The following is a 16,422-nucleotide window of genomic DNA, read 5'->3' as shown; positions in this document are numbered from 1 at the left end:
TTATTTAATTACGCAGGTCCAATACATCCTGCATATCAAACAACCCCGTTTGCTGCTGCATCAGCCACTTTGAGGCACGCATCGCCCCATAGGCAAATGTCATGCGGCTTGAGGCTTTATGGGTAATTTCCACCCGCTCGCCTTCTGCAGCAAATAATACTGTGTGATCGCCGACGATATCTCCGGCGCGGACTGTCGCAAAACCAATGGTATTGCGATCGCGCTGACCGGTACGGCCTTCACGACCATAAATAGCACATTCTTTCAGATCGCGGCCCAAAGCTTCAGCGACAACTTCACCCATTCGTAAAGCGGTGCCGGAAGGTGCATCTACTTTATGACGGTGATGCGCCTCAATGATCTCGATATCGACGCTATCGCCTAAAACGCGGGCGGCCATATCGAGCAATTTGAGGGAAAGGTTGACGCCAACACTCATATTCGGAGCTAACAAGCTGGCAATCTGATCGGCGGTGTGTTGAATAATCTGTTTCTGAGTGTCATCAAACCCCGTTGTACCAATGACCGGACGACATTGATTTTTGGCACATAATGGCAACAATGCCATGGTGGCCTCAGGGATAGTGAAGTCAATAATCACATCGGATTGCTGAGTCGCCAGTTCCAGATCAGCTGACAACAGAACGCCCAGTTTTCCTACACCGGCTAATTCGCCGGCATCCACACCAATCAGTGAAGACTCTGGCCGATCAATAGTAGCGGATAGTTGTAACCCTTCGGTTTCCGCGACGGCTTGAATCAGGCAACGGCCCATACGGCCAGCGGCGCCGTTGATAGCAATGTTAATGGCCATGACGAATATCCTTAATGGCGGTTTTTTAGAAAATAAAAAAGCTGGCTGGCAAAAATAGCCCAGTCAGCTTCCAATTGGCAAATATGTTATTCAAAAAAACGTTTTACCGCATCCAGCCATGATTCGTGTTTTGGGCTATGAGTAGCACCAGAGCCTTCCATCGTCTCGGCAAATTCCTGCAATAACTCTTTCTGTTTTTTCGATAGTTTCACCGGTGTTTCAATAATTACGCGGCACATTAAATCGCCTACTTCACCCGTGCGGACTGATTTAACGCCTTTACCGCGCATTTTGAATTGCTGTCCGGTTTGTGTGCCCTCCGGTACTTTTAATATCGCCTTACCTTGCAAGGTGGGCACTTCCAATTCACCACCTAAACAGGCTGTGGTAAAGCTGATCGGTACATCGGAAAATAAATTATTGCCATCCCGGGTAAACACATCATGGCGCTTAACGGCTACTTCAACATATAAATCACCGGCAGGTGCGCCACGCGATCCAGCCTCACCCTCACCGGCAAGACGAATACGATCACCTGTGTTCACACCGGCAGGCACTTTAACGGAAAGCGTTTTATGTTCTTGTACAACGCCTTGACCATGGCAGTCATGACAAGGATCCTGAATCATCTTGCCGGTACCATGACAGTGCGGGCAGGCTTGCTGAACAGTAAAGAAGCCTTGTTGAATGCGTACCTGACCATGGCCACCGCAGGTGGTACAGGTGACTGGCTGGGTACCGGGTTTGGCGCCCGTTCCATCACAGGTTTTACATTCTACGTTGACTGGAATACGGATTTTAGCCGTGGTTCCGGCAACCGCCTCTTCGAGTGTCAAATCAAGACGGTATCTTAAATCAGCACCACGAAAGCTTTGACCGCCAGCCCCACCTCCGCCAAAAATGTCATTAAATACATCGCCGAAAATATCGCTGAAACCGCCAGAACTTCTGAAACCACCACCGCCACCACTGTTATCCACTCCGGCATGGCCAAATTGATCATAGGCCGCACGTTTTTGAGAATCAGAGAGTACTTCATAGGCTTCTTTAGCCTCTTTAAACCTGGCTTCAGCGGTTGCATCATCCGGATTACGATCAGGATGATATTTCATCGCCATACGACGATAGGCTTTTTTGATTTCGGCTTCAGTCGCAGTGCGTGATACACCAAGTAGGTCGTAATAGTCTTGTTTGGCCATGTTTTGTTTTTCTTGTATCTCTTAAACAAGACAGGCGCAAGCTCAATGCCTACGCCTGTTTTTAGTTAATTGTGTGAAAGATTATGAATTTTTCTTGTCGTCATCGACTTCTTCAAATTCGGCATCTACCACATCATCGTTTTGTGCTGCTGCGTCATCTGTTGCAGCACCTTCACCTGCTTCTGCATTTTCAGCATAGGCACGTTCAGCCAGCTTACCTGCAGCTTCTGATAATGCAGCGGTTTTGGCTTCGATATCCGCTTTATCCTCACCTTTCAGAGCCTGTTGTAACTCCTCAATGGCCGCTTCAATCTTGGCTTTTTCATCCGCTTCCACTTTATCACCCAGATCAGTGAGTGATTTATTGGTGGCATGAATCAAGCCATCCGCCTGGTTGCGTACTGTGACCAGTTCATGGAACTTACGGTCTTCATCAGCATGAGCCTCAGCATCTTTAACCATTTGTTCAACTTCTTCATCGGACAGACCGCTGGAAGCTTTAATGACAATAGACTGCTCTTTACCAGTCGCTTTGTCTTTCGCAGACACGTTCAGAATACCGTTGGCGTCAATGTCAAAAGTGACTTCGATTTGCGGTGTACCACGTGGAGCTGGCGGAATATCCGCTAGATCAAAACGGCCTAGTGACTTGTTCGCTGAAGCAATTTCACGTTCACCTTGCAGCACGTGAATAGTCACCGCAGGTTGGTTGTCATCTGCTGTTGAAAACACCTGATTCGCTTTTGTTGGGATGGTGGTGTTTTTCTCAACCAGTTTAGTCATTACACCGCCCATGGTCTCGATACCCAGGCTTAATGGGGTAACGTCCAGCAGCAATACGTCTTTTACATCACCAGCCAGAACAGCCGCCTGAATCGCCGCACCAACGGCAACCGCTTCATCGGGGTTCACGTCACGACGTGGCTCTTTGCCGAACATTTCTTTAACCGCTTCCTGCACTTTAGGCATGCGAGTTTGACCACCGACCAGAATAACGTCGTTGATATCAGAGATTTTCAGACCAGCATCTTTAAGCGCCATTTTGCATGGCTCCATACTGCGTGAAATCAAGTCTTCTACCAAAGATTCCAGCTTGGCACGGGTCAGACGGATTTCCATATGTTTAGGACCACTGGCATCTGCAGTAATATAAGGCAGATTAATGTCCGTTTGTGAGCTGGAAGACAACTCAATTTTGGCTTTCTCGGCAGCATCTTTCAAACGTTGCAAGGCCAAAGGATCTTTACTCAGATCAACACCCTGATCTTTCTTGAATTCAGCAACCAGATAATCAATGATACGTTGGTCAAAGTCTTCACCACCCAGGAATGTATCACCGTTGGTAGCCAGTACTTCAAACTGATGCTCACCTTCAATATCAGCAATTTCAATGATAGATACGTCAAAAGTACCACCACCCAAATCATATACAACAACCGTGGAATCACCGCGTTTTTTGTCCATGCCGTAAGCCAGCGCTGCGGCAGTCGGTTCGTTGATGATACGTTTGACTTCCAGACCGGCAATCTTGCCCGCGTCTTTTGTGGCTTGACGTTGTGAGTCATTAAAATAGGCCGGAACGGTAACAACCGCTTGGGTGACTTCTTCACCCAAAAATTCTTCAGCGGTTTTTTTCATTTTCATCAAAACGCGAGCTGAAATTTCAGGCGGAGCCATTTTTTTGCCGTTGGCTTCTACCCAGGCATCACCGTTATCTGCTTCAACGATTTTGTACGGCACCATATCAATATCGCGCTGTACTACATCATCTTTGAATTTACGGCCAATCAAACGCTTGATTGCGTACAAGGTGTTTTTGGCGTTAGTGACAGCCTGACGTTTAGCAGACTGACCTACCATCACTTCGTTATCTTTGTTGAATGCAACAATTGACGGGGTTGTGCGATCGCCTTCACTGTTTTCGATGACACGGGCTTTGCCGTCTTCCATCACCGCTACACATGAGTTGGTCGTACCCAAGTCAATACCAATAATTCTACCCATAATCTTTTCTCCATCGTACTAAGTTCGTCTGGCTATTCCAGCCGTTGTGATAATAGATGGGGCAGGAAATTTTGATTTCAAGCCCTTAAATTTCGTCCGGTTATTGAGAGACCACTACCATGGCAGGACGTAACAGACGTCCATTGAAGCGGTAGCCTTTCTGCATAACATTCAATACCTGGTTAGCTTCTACGCCTTCTGCAGGCTGCATTGCCATGGCCTGATGCAGATCAGGATCGAAAGCCTCGCCCTCAGGATTAAGTTGTTCAAGACCGAACTTACCGATCGAGCTCATAAACATTTTGAGTGTCATTTCCATGCCATCTCGCACTGTTTCGAGCTTGGCATCTTCATTTTTTGCTGCGTTGAGACCAAATTCCAGACTGTCACAAATAGGCAACAGTTCTGTTACGAACTTGTCCAGCGCATGTTTGTGGGCATTTTCCAGATCACGACTATGTCTGCGACGCATATTTTCCAGATCGGCTCTGGCACGCAGCAATTCATTCCAATGTTCATCGGCTTTGTTACGGGCATCTTCCAGCTGTTTTACAACATCTGCTTCAGATTCCGCTGACTCAGCTGTTTCAGGTGAGGTTTCGACCGGCTCAGATTCCGCCGTCGCTTTTTCGATTTCTTCGTTGCTCATGATTAATCAGATTCCGCTTTGCTCAACACAAAGCTGCTATTTGGGGGTCAAAAATCTGATTTCAAGCGGCGGACAGAACTTTTTGTTAAAACAATTTCAACGTTATTTAAGCCACACACAATTTCCATCACTGCTGGCTTGCAATTTTTCGAGCATCATCTGATGAGCAGCCAGTTCGGCAGTATCAGCCTGAATCACTTTTAATACCGAGCGTGGACGTTCGATTGTAGTGAGATCATTCTGCTCAATATCCTGCTGTGGCTCAAATTGCTCGGCAGCTAATGTTAAGCTGACCTGCCCACCAGTCATCATTAAATAAACATCTGCCAGGATCTCGGCATCCAGTAAAGCGCCGTGCAATTCGCGGTTAGAATTATCTACACCGTAACGTTTGCATAACGCGTCCAGATTGTTTTTCTGTCCGGGATGTTTGTCTCTTGCCAGTTTCAGCGTATCCAACACTGAGCAGATATCTTCAATCTGAGACGTATGACCTAACTTGGTGAATTCATGATTGAGGAATCCCACGTCAAACGCTGCATTGTGGATAATCAGTTCAGCGCCTTCTATAAACCGCAGGAAATCTTCAGCAATATCGGCAAAAACAGGTTTATCTGCCAATGATTCATTGGTAATGCCATGCACCTCCATGGCCCCTGCATCAATGGCACGTTGTGGATTAATGTATTGATGAAAGGTTTCACCGGTCAGCCGACGGTTGACCAGCTCCACACAGCCAATTTCGATAATGCGGTGATCATCAGCGGTGCTCAGACCGGTGGTTTCAGTATCTAAGACAATTTGACGCTGACTGGTTTGCTCTGCCATGGCTTAATCCTGTATTGCTATTCGCGTTCGGGCATCGACGGCTAATTGATCGGCACGTTCATTTTCCGGATGACCATCATGACCCCGAACCCATTGCCATTCCAATTTGTGTGGCTGTGATGCCGCATCCATGCGCTGCCAGAGATCAGCATTTTTTACCGGTTGTCTGGCGGCCGTTTTCCAGTTCTTAGCTTTCCAGCCTTTCAACCATTCCGTCATGCCTTTCATCACGTATTGTGAATCAGTGGTAATGGTGACATGACAAGGCCTTTTCAATGCTTCCAGACCAGCAATGACGGCCATCATTTCCATGCGATTATTGGTGGTCATTTTTTCGCCACCAGACAATTCTCTTTCTGTGCCTTTGGCTCTTAATATGGTTCCCCAGCCACCGGGACCGGGATTGCCACTGCATGCACCATCGGTAAAAATTTCAACCTGTTCCATTAATGCTCTTTTCGTGTTGCTGAAGGGGTCACCAGTTGTGGTCTGGGAAATAATTTTCTATCCTGCCACCGACTTTGCAACGGGGTCACCAGTATCGTACGTTTTTTCGCCACAATCGCCGTTACGCCACCAAAGTAAGGCCACAAACGTCGGCCCCACCGCTCCAAAAAACCACTGCGCTTGATCCACCGTTCATTTTGCAATGGTGGACAATAGATAATGGAACGGGCTTCAATTACATCAAAATCCAGTAATGCCAGCCAGTCTTTTAATCGTTGACGCGAAAAAAACTGGCCGCGCCAGGGCAGTTTATCTTGCCACGAAAATAACCGTCGCAAGCCCCAGAAACTAAATGGATTAAAGCATAATAAAATAAGGGTGCCGTCTTCGCTTAATACTCTGTCTGCTTCCCGTAACAATTGATGTGGATGTCTGGAAAATTCCACAACGTGCTGTAATAACATGACATCGACACTGTCTGTTTTAAAGGGTAATTGTTCAATTTGTGCATGAAATTGCCCCTCCATACCCATTAGAGCCTGATAAGCAGGGCGTATTGAAGGCGGCAGGATAAGTTTTTGTCCGCCAAACTGCAGTTGAAAATAACCATGTAATTTCGCCTGTCGATACTGCAACCATTGCTGTTCCTGGGTTTGCAAGTAGCGGGCAAGCGAAGATTGCCACCATTGTGTCATCTCTAGGTCATGCTCTTTATAATCGCACATAGGCCATTCCGGCGGAGTAAAAAATGTTACAAATTCATGCTGTAAAGGCATTCAGTGATAATTATATCTGGTTGATCCAGTCAGCCCATAACCGTGATGTCTTAATCGTCGATCCGGGTGATGCCGGGCCGGTGATCAAATTTGTGGAAAAAAATGATCTGCAACCTGCTGCTATATTAGTCACGCATCATCATGCGGATCATATTGGTGGTATCCGTCGTCTGGATGATTTATATGATTTACCGGTCTTCGGTCCACAGCGAGAACATATTAAAACTGTTGATACCCCTTTGTACGCACAGGCAGATCAATTGTTACACCCATCCTTTCCCCACTTTAAAATAATGGACACGCCCGGCCATACTCCAGGACATATCAGTTATTTAGTAGAGGATAACCTATTCTGTGGCGATACCATATTTGCAGCAGGTTGCGGCCGTCTGTTGGGTGGTACGGCGGAACAGTTGTTTGCTTCATTAGGGAAAATCAAACAACTTAAAGATACTACCTATATTTACTGTGCCCACGAATACACTCTGGCAAACCTGCAATTTGCCATGGCGGTAGATAAAAATAATCCGGCTCTGCATGAACGCTTAAAGAAAACTGAAGCCTTGAGAGAACAGCATATCGCAACGGTTCCCTCCGTTTTGCTGGAGGAAAAACAGACAAATCCGTTTTTACGCTGTGATGATGCCGCAATAATTAAAGCGGCTGAAGCCTACGCTGGTCAGCCGCTCGAGAGCCCTCTGGCGGTATTTAAGGTATTACGCGCCTGGAAAGATAATTTTTAGGCTGATTCGTTTTTGTCCTGAGTGGATGGTTCATTTGCTGCATCAACATTATTAAAATGCACATCCATTTGTGGATAAGGGATACTGATGCCGTTAGCATCAAATGCCAGTTTGATAGTTTCAATCAAATCCGCTCTCACAGTGGCCAGATCAGCAGAATTTACCCATGGCCATACATTAAAGGTGATACAGCTGTCACCCAACTCAGCAATGCGGATAATCGGCGCGGGATCCTTCAATACCAGTTCATGTCCGGTCACGATATCGGTCATAATTTGTTTGGCTTTCAATAAATCATCTTCATAGCTGATACCAAATACCATATCGATGCGTCGGGTATCCCGTGCCGAAAAATTGGTAATCGTATTGGCGTAAATTTTGCCGTTGGGAACAATGACTTCGCGATTATCGGGGGTACGCATTACGGTATTAAAGATGGTGATTTGTTCAACGATACCCATTACACCCGAGACTTCCACAAAATTACCGATTTTGAATGGGCGATACATGATCAGCATTACCCCAGCCGCAAAGTTTTGTAATGAATCCTTTAACGCCAAACCGACAGCTAAGCCCGCAGCCCCCAGTACGGCTATCATTGATGTGGTATTTACACCCAGCTGATCCAGTGCGGCGATCAATACAAACAGCAACAACAGTACATTAATAATCGAGCTGCAGAAATTGATCAGGATCGGATCCATATTGGCCCTGACCATCACTTTACGAGACAGCTTCACTAACCAGCTAACCACTGTGCGACCAATAATGACAATCAAGGTCGCAAAGAAAATACTCAGCAGAATATCGCCTATGACGCTGCCTGTTCCGGTCTCCATGTTATCTCCTTACTTGAATGGTTTTGACAATATCTTGAATTAATTTTGGGCCTTGATAAATCAAGCCACTGTATATTTGCACCAACTCTGCCCCTGCCTCAATTTTCTGCATAGCATCTTCTGCACTCATAATGCCGCCAGCAGCAATAATCGGCATTTCGACTGGCAAAGCCTGTCTGAATTGTTGAACAATTTCAGTTGATTTAGCAAATACCGGACGGCCACTCAACCCTCCCGCCTCATCGGCATGCGGTAATCCGGCAACCGCCTCTCGGGACAGGGTGGTATTGGTTGCAATGACAGCATCAATCCTGAAGCGACTAAAACATTCTGCCAATTGCTGCACTTCTTCCAAAGTTAAATCCGGCGCTACTTTAACGGCCATCGGCACATAACGTCGCCATTGCTCGGCAAGTTCTGTTTGGCGTTTTTTCAACGCATCCAGCAATTTATCCAATGCTTCACCGAATTGCAGATTACGTAATCCCGGCGTATTGGGTGAAGAGATATTTATGGTGATGTAATCCGCATGTGGGTAGGCTTTTTCCAGTCCAATCAGATAGTCATCCAATGCTTTTTCGACCGGAGTATCAACGTTTTTACCAATATTAATGCCAATAATGGCATCAGTTTGAGCGGCCTGAACCTGCTCAAGCAAATGGTCAATACCAAGATTATTAAAGCCCATACGATTAATTATGGCGTCTGCTTCAGGCAGTCTGAACAATCGGGGTTTGGCATTGCCAGGTTGTGGTCTTGGTGTCACTGTACCGACTTCTATAAAACCAAACCCCAGTGTCGTAAGGGCTTCAAGATAGTCGGCATTTTTATCCAGACCAGCGGCTAAACCCACTGGGTTAGGAAAACGTAATCCCATGACATGAACTGGTACTGTTGGTATTTTCGGGACAGCCAAGCCAAGTAAGCCAGACATTTCCAACCACTTCAGACCAGTCATACCAATATGGTGTGACCTTTCAGCATCCATTTTGAACATCAGGTCTCGTAGCAGACGATACATTACCATTACACCTTCATTGTTATTTGGTAACCATTGAACTTGCGGATATTTAATACGCCAATATCGAGGATCAGATATTGCCCTTTTATGCCTAATAGCTTTCCCGTAATTTCCGGGGTTTTATCAAAGTTCAATGAACTGACTTTTTGCGGATATTGTGAAACAGGATAAGTTATTTCCAGCGGCTTCTCATCAGTAAAAATCGTGATAGCACTTTCCCCCACCTGATGTTGCAGCAGCTGGATTTCGTCAGCGCATTCTGTCAGTAAACGATCTCGCTGTTCAGCCAGATCAATATAATCAGCCGATCCACGCAACATTTTCCGCCAATCCGTACGATCAGATACATGCTGTTTGAACATAACCTCAACTAAACCTGAATGGTAACGGCTGCTCACCCGAAAAACAGGTAAAGCCTGAGTGGCTCCTTGATCCACCCATCGAGTCGGAATTTGCGAGATGCGGGTAATGCCCACTTTAATACCCGAACTGTTGGCAAGGTACACAATATGGTCCTGCATACAGACCTGCTCACCCCATTCCGGCTCCCGGCAAGTGCCCTGTGCAAAGTGACACAATTCCGGCTTCATAAAACATAAATCGCATTGTGCCAGTTTTTGTGAACAGGGAAAGCAAAAGCCACCGCTATAACTTTTTTTTGTCTTTCGCTGACAATGTTGACAGCGGATTTCGCCCGCGTAAATCAACTGTATGTTTTCGTCTACAAGCCGATTCATTGGCACTTGGTGCTCGCCCAAAATCATTTTGTAATCTACGGGAGCATCCTGATCCGTCAGAGTTACCTGCATCTTATTGAGCTGTCCTGCAAATTCTGTCACTCAGCTAACCCTTTTGTTTAAAACAACCGATAGTTTAACGTAGCCTGACAATGGCACCTATAGAAGTCGTGTAATAATTATTCTGAGACACAATAGATGACCGTTTTTTTACATGGCCGGTAATAACTTAAAGCCTGATTATTGGTGAGTATGAGGAGGAACGAAAGTCTTATCCAGCAATCCCATTTCCGACTTAAACTGAGCCGGCTATGAAATCTCAACAATACCGGAGGACTGTACACAGCTGGAAACGATGGCTTTAAAAACCGATAATCGTAAAGGTGTGTTAAAGGCTGGTCATTGATGTTTTATTAAGGTATAAATTGAGCACGATTATAAACTTACGACATTATGATAATCCGTTATGTTAAAAATTAAAAAACGGCTTTGGCCTCTATTTGCAGTGCTTTCAGTGCTTGTCAGCGGCTGTAGCACCACCTCAAAACATACCGAAACGGTCAGCGCGGATCCTCCTCAAAATACCTCTCATGGTCCTCTAAAAAAACATACCAACTGGAAAAAAAATCATCTCACTCAACTGAGTCTTCAGGATTTAAACTTATCCGTTCTGGATGATGATTCAGCTGTTGCACCGCAAACCGTTGACGTCTGGCAACGGATTCGTGATGGTTATGGACTGTCTGAATATCATAGCCTGCAACCGGAAACACAAAACCGGCTGACCTGGTTTGTTAATAATCCTGAATACGTTGATAAAGTCGTTGAACGTGCTCGCCCCTATCTGTTCCATATTGTCGATGCGTTGGATCGACGCAATATGCCATTGGAAATTGCTCTGCTGCCAATAGTAGAAAGTGGTTACCAGCCGTTCGCACTTTCATCTGGACAAGCAGCGGGCATATGGCAATTTATTCCTGCTACGGGCAGAGTATTTGGCCTTGAACAAAACTGGTGGTATGACGGCCGCCGTGACGTCATTCAATCCACCACTGCCGCTTTGGATTACCTACAAAAACTGCATAATGATTTTAATGATTGGGAACTTGCAATAGCGGCTTACAATGCGGGCGAAGGCACTGTAGGTCGTGCCATCAAGAAAAATCAAGAAGCTGGCTTGCCAACCGATTTCTGGTCATTGGAACTGCCAGCAGAAACAACGGCTTACATACCAAAATTACTCGCTTTGGCCCATTTGGTTAAACAACCTGCACACTATGATTTAACACTCAGTCCCATTAACAACGAACCTTACCTGAGTGTGATTAATGTAGGCAGCCAGATCGATTTATCTCTGGCAGCCGATCTGGCCGAGATTACGCTGGATGAGTTGTACTTGTTAAATCCTGGTTTCAACCGTTGGGCGACTGCGCCGCAAGGCCCTCATAAACTGGTATTACCTTCAACCAAAGTCAGCGCGTTTAAAACAGCATTGTCAGGTCTCTCTGATGAAGATCTACTGCGCTGGAAACGTCATGAAGTAAAACCGGGTGAATCACTCAGCACGATTGCTTCTCAGCATCAGACGACTGTCCCTGAACTGAAAAAAGCCAATAAACTTACTTCTAACTTTCTACGTGCAGGCGCGCATTTGCTGATTCCCATATCCACCGCCCAAGCCGATGAGGCCGAAGAAAATGCCATCAACAATCGCAGATTACAACAGGGCAAAAAACTGAATTATTCAGTCAAAGCTGGTGACACATGGTGGAATATTGCCAAAGCGTATACGGTTGATGTGTTTGAACTGACACAATGGAATGATAAAACGCCTTCGGATGTTCTGCACTCTGGTCAGCAATTGGTTATTTGGCAACCAAAACAGACCCAGTCAAAATTAAAAACCATTAACTACACTATTCGCAATGGTGACTCGCTGTGGACCATTTCCCGTAAATTTAATGTTACGGTGGACAAGGTCAAGGAATGGAATGGTTTAAGTGATCGCACTTTGTTGCAACCAGGACAGAAATTGACTCTCTACGTCGATCCGACATTACAAATCAGTCACAGTTAGTCGTGCTTCACATTGCGCTCTATGAGCCTGAAATCCCGCCAAATACCGGGAATATCATTCGTCTATGTGCCAACACAGGGGCACAGTTGCATCTGATTGAACCACTGGCTTTTGTTTTGGATGACAAACGCCTCAGAAGAGCCGGTTTGGACTATCATGAGTTTACTGATGTAAAAGTGCATAGTAATTTTGCAGCCTTCCAGCAGTGGCAAAACAATCGTCCGCTATTTGCCTGTACTACCAAGGCTAAACAATTTCATCATCAGGCAAACTTTCTGGATGAGAGCGTTTTACTGTTTGGACCGGAGTCCCGGGGGTTACCTGCAACAATATTGGACTCATTACCGGATAGACAGAAAATCCGTATTCCCATGCATACAGATAGTCGCAGCTTGAATCTTTCCAATGCTACAGCAATTATTCTTTATGAGGCATGGAGACAGTTGGGTTATAACGGAGCGGTGTGAGACACGCCACCGCTCCTCTGGTTTTACTGGGCAGAGCTGATACTGCGCGGCCCATCTTTAAGTGGAATTGATTGAATTTGTTTTGCTTGCTGCAAATCAATAATTGACAGTGAATTGCTAAACCAATTTGTGACATAGGCATGTTGCTGATCGTTTGAAAGAACCACACTTTCTGGCATTTTATCGGTTCTGATGGTCTTACTGATTGCTAAACTCTTTGCATCAAATTCGACCAGGGTATTATCATTCTGATTCACCACATAAAACTGTTTACCATCATCACTGACCGTAACTCCATACGGTGCACGGCCAGGTTTGAGGTCAGCAATTTTCTTGTAGCTTTTCGAGTCAATGACAGTCAATGAGTCATCATGTACGCAAGCAACATACAAATGACCGTTATGCGGATTAAATGCCACGGCATAAGGGCGTTCGCCAGTTTCAATCGTAGCATGCAGATCGGGAGTATCTGCATCCAGCACCATCACATTATTACTTTCGCGGTTTGCCACAAATACCTTTCTGCCAACAGCATCAATCGCAATACCTGCCGGACTTTCTCCTACTGCGAGTAAATCAACCAACTGCTTACTGGTCGTGTTGATTACCAATACAGTATTTCTTGACCAGTCTGTAACAAACATCTGCGATTTTTGGCTATCAATAACCATTGCAAAAGGCTGCCCGCCGGTTCTAATTTCGCTGATTAATTCATGACTATTAAGATCTAATACTGATATTTTTCCTTGTTCAGGATGAGATAAATAAATGGCATTATCCGGCTTATCAATGGCGATCATCACTGGCGCGGCAGACACATCAAAAGAATCTCTAATTTCTGTCGTTTGAGAATCAAATACAGATAACTGATTACCGGCCTGACTGGTGATATAAAAATCATCGGCCATAACCATACTTGGTAATAATGCGACGCAATATATTAATGTCTTAGTAAGCATCACGGTTTATTTTTCCAATGAGGCTTTTAAACCTTCCAGTCCAGATGTGGCAAACTCCGTCATTGCCTTAACTGCAGCCTCGTCATTTAAGTTTTCTGGTGGAAAATTACCAGTATCTGCACGATAGAAGCGTCCGCTCCAGATCACCTGACTTCCTTTATCAGCCGCTTCGACTTCAATGCCGATAGTATAAAAACTGACTGGCATCGCTTCGACATTTTCAGTTAATAACCGATAGCCAATGTAATGCCGTTCAGCATCTGACTCGTCCAGGCTTTCAGTGATTTCACCACCGGATTTCAATTTTACAATTCTGGTTGAATCGTCCTGCATGGTTATAGATTCGACGGCAGGGTGCCATTTATCCAGTTGGTCAAAGGCCATAACCTGCTGCCACACCGTCGCAACATCAGCATCAATAATAATCTGTTCATCGACACGCTGCGGAGTGGGTCCATGAGCAAAAACGCTGCTGCTCATAAAGACCAAACTTAAACCAGCCAAAGATAATTTCTTAATAATTGTATTCACTTTCCAACCTTTTCTATTTTTCAAAGATATAAAATTTATTCAGGACTTCTATTTGTATTCCCTAAAGTCTCAATATAATTATTTATAATTCCAATTTGTGTGTATTTATATGTTTTATCTGTATTACCAATTTTGACAATATTTTTATAAATCCAGAATTCCACTGTTCCACTTTCATTTTCACGCTTCATTATTTCTGCTGGCTCACCTAATTTATCTTTTACAAAATCAGCATCTTTACCAGAAAAAATCTTAACAAATTCAAACTCTGCTATTGGTATGGATGGGGCCGATTCTGCAGAAGCTATATTTAGTGTCCACAGGACCAGAAAGACTGATATGACAATATTATTTAAACTTTTTTTCATTAATAAGGGCTCCAATAAAAACTTGACTTATGCTACAGACTGTCTGTTGCTGCCAAATAGAGCAGACACCCCATATCACATAGGGAAAATGTCACGCTTATTGTTATGACTTTTTCCTGTTTTTTGTTTTTTTGTATTTATCCTTAAAATTGCCATATACATATCAAAATTAATCATCATAAAATAGCTGTTTAAACTAAATGTTAGATATGGACATGACCTGAAATGATCTCAACTAAATTATCCCTGAATGATAAGAAAAACAGGGGCAAAATTGATTTAGCAATCATTGTGGTCGCATCATTGCTAACCTACCTTGTCGCCGGCTATTTTGATTTAGCTGAGCGCTGGATTAACTGGGCTGCATTAGGTGAGTTTTATCAACTGGATGAGATTATTTTTGTATTACTGGTCTTCAGCAGCGGATTGATGTGGTTCGGCAGGAGACGCTATATCGAATTACAGGAAACACTAAAACGCAATCTTGAAATTAAAACCAAACTCGAATTACAGAATGCTGACAATGCCAAGTTACTATTGCAGAACAGAGCACTTATAAAACACATCACTCAGGTAAGAGAGGCAGAACGAAACCACCTGGCCTCTGAGCTGCATGATGTCTTTGGACAATATCTGGCCGCAATAGATGTGAATGCTTCTGTGGCTATCAAATACAAAACAGATGATCCCAAACTTCAATCCATTTTAAAAACCATTCAAGACAGTGCCAGCTACCTACGCAATGTCACCCGTTCACAGCTGCGCAGCTTAAAACCGCCGGGTCTTGAAACGGTTGGACTGTCAGCCGCAATTGAAGATCTTATTTCACAATGGCAAATGTCATTTCCCCAATACGAAATTAATATCAACATTGAGGTCGATGACAGACTTGTTGATTATGACACCGCACTGACTGTCTACCGCTGTTTACAGGAAGCATTAACTAATATAACCCGTCATGCCGAAGCCCATAAAATCTGTATTGATCTGGTTACCCAGAACAAATCCGTTCAGGGAAATGATATCAGCCTGACTATTCGTGATGATGGCAAAGGCTTTGATCCCAATGAAGCCATGGGCAAAGGACTGGGCCTCATTGGCATAAGAGAACGGGTTCATGCTCTTAATGGTTTGTTCAAACTCCATCAAGCAGAACCAACGGGTTCAGTTTTAACATTAAATATTCCGTTATGAATATCAACATGAGCAAATTTCACTTTCGTGATGAGGCACTTAGATAAATGAATAAACAACGAACTACCATCTTATTAATAGATGATCACGCCATCCTCAGGGAGGGTTACCAGCAACTACTTGAATCAGCCGGATTTCAAATAATTGGTCAATCAGGAAATGCGGAGGATGGCTATCAGGCGTTTATCGCATTGCAGCCTAAAGTCTGCATTATCGATCTGACGATGCCGGGAACCGGTGGCTTGGAATGTGTTAGACGGATCTGCAACCGGGACAAGGATGCTCGCATCCTTGTTTGCAGTATGCATGAAGAAACAACGTTAGCCATGCGTGCTCTCGAATTAGGTGCAATGGGTTATATTACTAAATCCTGCTCCTCGGATGTATTGATTGAAGCCGTTAAAGCGGTGGCTGAAAAACGTCATTATCTTGGAGCAGAAGTTGCCCGCTCTATTGCGATGGAAAAGCTGATTAAAACCGATCAGAAAATTGACTCGCTATCCCATCAGGAATTTGCTGTTTTCAGAATGGTTGCAGAGGGCATGAGCATTGAAGAAATTTCTAAAAGTCTTACCTTAGCGCCTAAAACCGTCTCCAACTATAAGACGAATATGATGCGAAAACTTGGTACTACCAAACTTGCAGATATTATTTTTCTGGCGCAGAAAATAGGTTTAATTCATCCACCAAATAATCAATGACGGTTGAAATTCAGCAATATCCGTAAGAAAAGCCCATGACCCTGATAATTATGTGAACACTTCCCTAC

18 protein-coding genes are annotated in these 16,422 nt (G+C 44.5%); 5 read left to right on the top strand and 13 right to left on the bottom strand.

Annotated elements, in window-relative coordinates; genetic code table 11:
• Window positions 1-4: 4 nt before the first annotated feature.
• The 7 genes from dapB to B2337_RS00380 all read right to left on the bottom strand — a co-directional run bounded on the left by dapB (window position 5) and on the right by B2337_RS00380 (window position 6,666).
• Window positions 5-814 (bottom strand): 4-hydroxy-tetrahydrodipicolinate reductase, encoded by an 810-nt coding sequence (dapB, locus tag B2337_RS00410; protein WP_292360620.1) that lies wholly within the window; start codon window positions 812-814, stop codon window positions 5-7.
• An 86-nt stretch (window positions 815-900) separates the two neighbouring features.
• Window positions 901-2,013, bottom strand: a complete 1,113-nt coding sequence (gene dnaJ, locus B2337_RS00405) for a molecular chaperone DnaJ (protein WP_292360622.1) — start codon at window positions 2,011-2,013, stop codon at window positions 901-903.
• Between the two features lie 81 nt (window positions 2,014-2,094).
• Window positions 2,095-4,017 (bottom strand): molecular chaperone DnaK, encoded by a 1,923-nt coding sequence (gene dnaK, locus B2337_RS00400; RefSeq protein ID WP_292414896.1) that lies wholly within the window; start codon window positions 4,015-4,017, stop codon window positions 2,095-2,097.
• Between the two features lie 100 nt (window positions 4,018-4,117).
• Window positions 4,118-4,666: a nucleotide exchange factor GrpE gene (gene grpE, locus B2337_RS00395; RefSeq protein ID WP_292360625.1), complete on the bottom strand. Its 549-nt coding sequence runs from the start codon at window positions 4,664-4,666 to the stop codon at window positions 4,118-4,120.
• A gap of 102 nt (window positions 4,667-4,768) precedes the next feature.
• Entirely contained in the window at window positions 4,769-5,494 is a 726-nt protein-coding gene (gene dnaQ, locus B2337_RS00390) for a DNA polymerase III subunit epsilon (protein ID WP_292414895.1), read from the bottom strand.
• Between the two features lie 3 nt (window positions 5,495-5,497).
• Window positions 5,498-5,941: a ribonuclease HI gene (gene rnhA / locus B2337_RS00385; RefSeq protein ID WP_278355603.1), complete on the bottom strand. Its 444-nt coding sequence runs from the start codon at window positions 5,939-5,941 to the stop codon at window positions 5,498-5,500.
• Complete coding sequence (locus B2337_RS00380) at window positions 5,941-6,666, bottom strand: class I SAM-dependent methyltransferase (RefSeq protein ID WP_278355604.1); 726 nt, start codon at window positions 6,664-6,666, stop codon at window positions 5,941-5,943. Before B2337_RS00380 ends, rnhA begins: the two co-directional genes overlap by 1 nt.
• A 23-nt stretch (window positions 6,667-6,689) precedes the next feature.
• Between B2337_RS00380 and gloB the strand changes: the two genes are divergently transcribed.
• Window positions 6,690-7,460 carry a hydroxyacylglutathione hydrolase gene (gene gloB / locus B2337_RS00375; protein WP_292414894.1) on the top strand — a complete coding sequence of 257 codons (771 nt, stop codon included), beginning with the start codon at window positions 6,690-6,692 and terminating at the stop codon, window positions 7,458-7,460.
• Here the strand turns inward: gloB and B2337_RS00370 are convergent.
• Genes B2337_RS00370 through B2337_RS00360 form a run of 3 tightly spaced genes read right to left on the bottom strand, consistent with a single transcriptional unit; the run spans window position 7,457 to window position 10,129 of the window.
• Window positions 7,457-8,299 (bottom strand): mechanosensitive ion channel family protein, encoded by an 843-nt coding sequence (locus tag B2337_RS00370; protein WP_292414893.1) that lies wholly within the window; start codon window positions 8,297-8,299, stop codon window positions 7,457-7,459. The genes gloB and B2337_RS00370 overlap by 4 nt on opposite strands.
• 1 nt (window position 8,300) lies before the next feature.
• Window positions 8,301-9,320, bottom strand: coding sequence for a quinone-dependent dihydroorotate dehydrogenase (locus tag B2337_RS00365; protein ID WP_349676072.1), 1,020 nt, complete (start codon window positions 9,318-9,320; stop codon window positions 8,301-8,303).
• Between the two features lie 5 nt (window positions 9,321-9,325).
• Window positions 9,326-10,129: a DUF2797 domain-containing protein gene (locus B2337_RS00360; RefSeq protein ID WP_292414920.1), complete on the bottom strand. Its 804-nt coding sequence runs from the start codon at window positions 10,127-10,129 to the stop codon at window positions 9,326-9,328.
• Window positions 10,130-10,523: 394 nt separating this feature from the next.
• Between B2337_RS00360 and B2337_RS00355 the strand changes: the two genes are divergently transcribed.
• Complete coding sequence (locus tag B2337_RS00355) at window positions 10,524-12,134, top strand: LysM peptidoglycan-binding domain-containing protein (RefSeq protein WP_292414892.1); 1,611 nt, start codon at window positions 10,524-10,526, stop codon at window positions 12,132-12,134.
• A 2-nt stretch (window positions 12,135-12,136) separates the two neighbouring features.
• Entirely contained in the window at window positions 12,137-12,601 is a 465-nt protein-coding gene (gene trmL, locus B2337_RS00350) for a tRNA (uridine(34)/cytosine(34)/5-carboxymethylaminomethyluridine(34)-2'-O)-methyltransferase TrmL (protein WP_278355610.1), read from the top strand.
• A 23-nt stretch (window positions 12,602-12,624) separates the two neighbouring features.
• Here the strand turns inward: trmL and B2337_RS00345 are convergent, their stop codons facing one another.
• From B2337_RS00345 to B2337_RS00335, 3 genes are read right to left on the bottom strand one after another with little or no spacing between them, the layout of a single operon-like run.
• Window positions 12,625-13,509: a YncE family protein gene (locus tag B2337_RS00345; protein WP_292414891.1), complete on the bottom strand. Its 885-nt coding sequence runs from the start codon at window positions 13,507-13,509 to the stop codon at window positions 12,625-12,627.
• Window positions 13,510-13,566: 57 nt separating this feature from the next.
• Window positions 13,567-14,091: an SRPBCC family protein gene (locus B2337_RS00340; protein WP_278355612.1), complete on the bottom strand. Its 525-nt coding sequence runs from the start codon at window positions 14,089-14,091 to the stop codon at window positions 13,567-13,569.
• Window positions 14,092-14,126: 35 nt separating this feature from the next.
• Window positions 14,127-14,459, bottom strand: a complete 333-nt coding sequence (locus B2337_RS00335; RefSeq protein ID WP_278355613.1) for a hypothetical protein — start codon at window positions 14,457-14,459, stop codon at window positions 14,127-14,129.
• A gap of 225 nt (window positions 14,460-14,684) precedes the next feature.
• On the opposite strand from B2337_RS00335, the gene B2337_RS00330 reads away from it, so the two are divergent.
• Together B2337_RS00330 and B2337_RS00325 are read left to right on the top strand one after the other, a co-directional pair.
• Window positions 14,685-15,653, top strand: a complete 969-nt coding sequence (locus B2337_RS00330) for a sensor histidine kinase (protein WP_292360638.1) — start codon at window positions 14,685-14,687, stop codon at window positions 15,651-15,653.
• Between the two features lie 47 nt (window positions 15,654-15,700).
• The gene (locus B2337_RS00325; protein ID WP_292414890.1) at window positions 15,701-16,354 is read left to right on the top strand and encodes a response regulator transcription factor; all 654 of its coding nucleotides are present in this window, start codon (window positions 15,701-15,703) and stop codon (window positions 16,352-16,354) included.
• Window positions 16,355-16,422: the final 68 nt, after the last annotated feature.

Origin of the sequence: Methylophaga sp. UBA3192 (genome assembly GCA_002363955.1) — a bacterium.
Taxonomy (GTDB): domain Bacteria; phylum Pseudomonadota; class Gammaproteobacteria; order Nitrosococcales; family Methylophagaceae; genus Methylophaga.
Note: the sequence above shows the minus strand (reverse complement) of the source record. Positions and strands in the feature narration are given on the sequence as shown.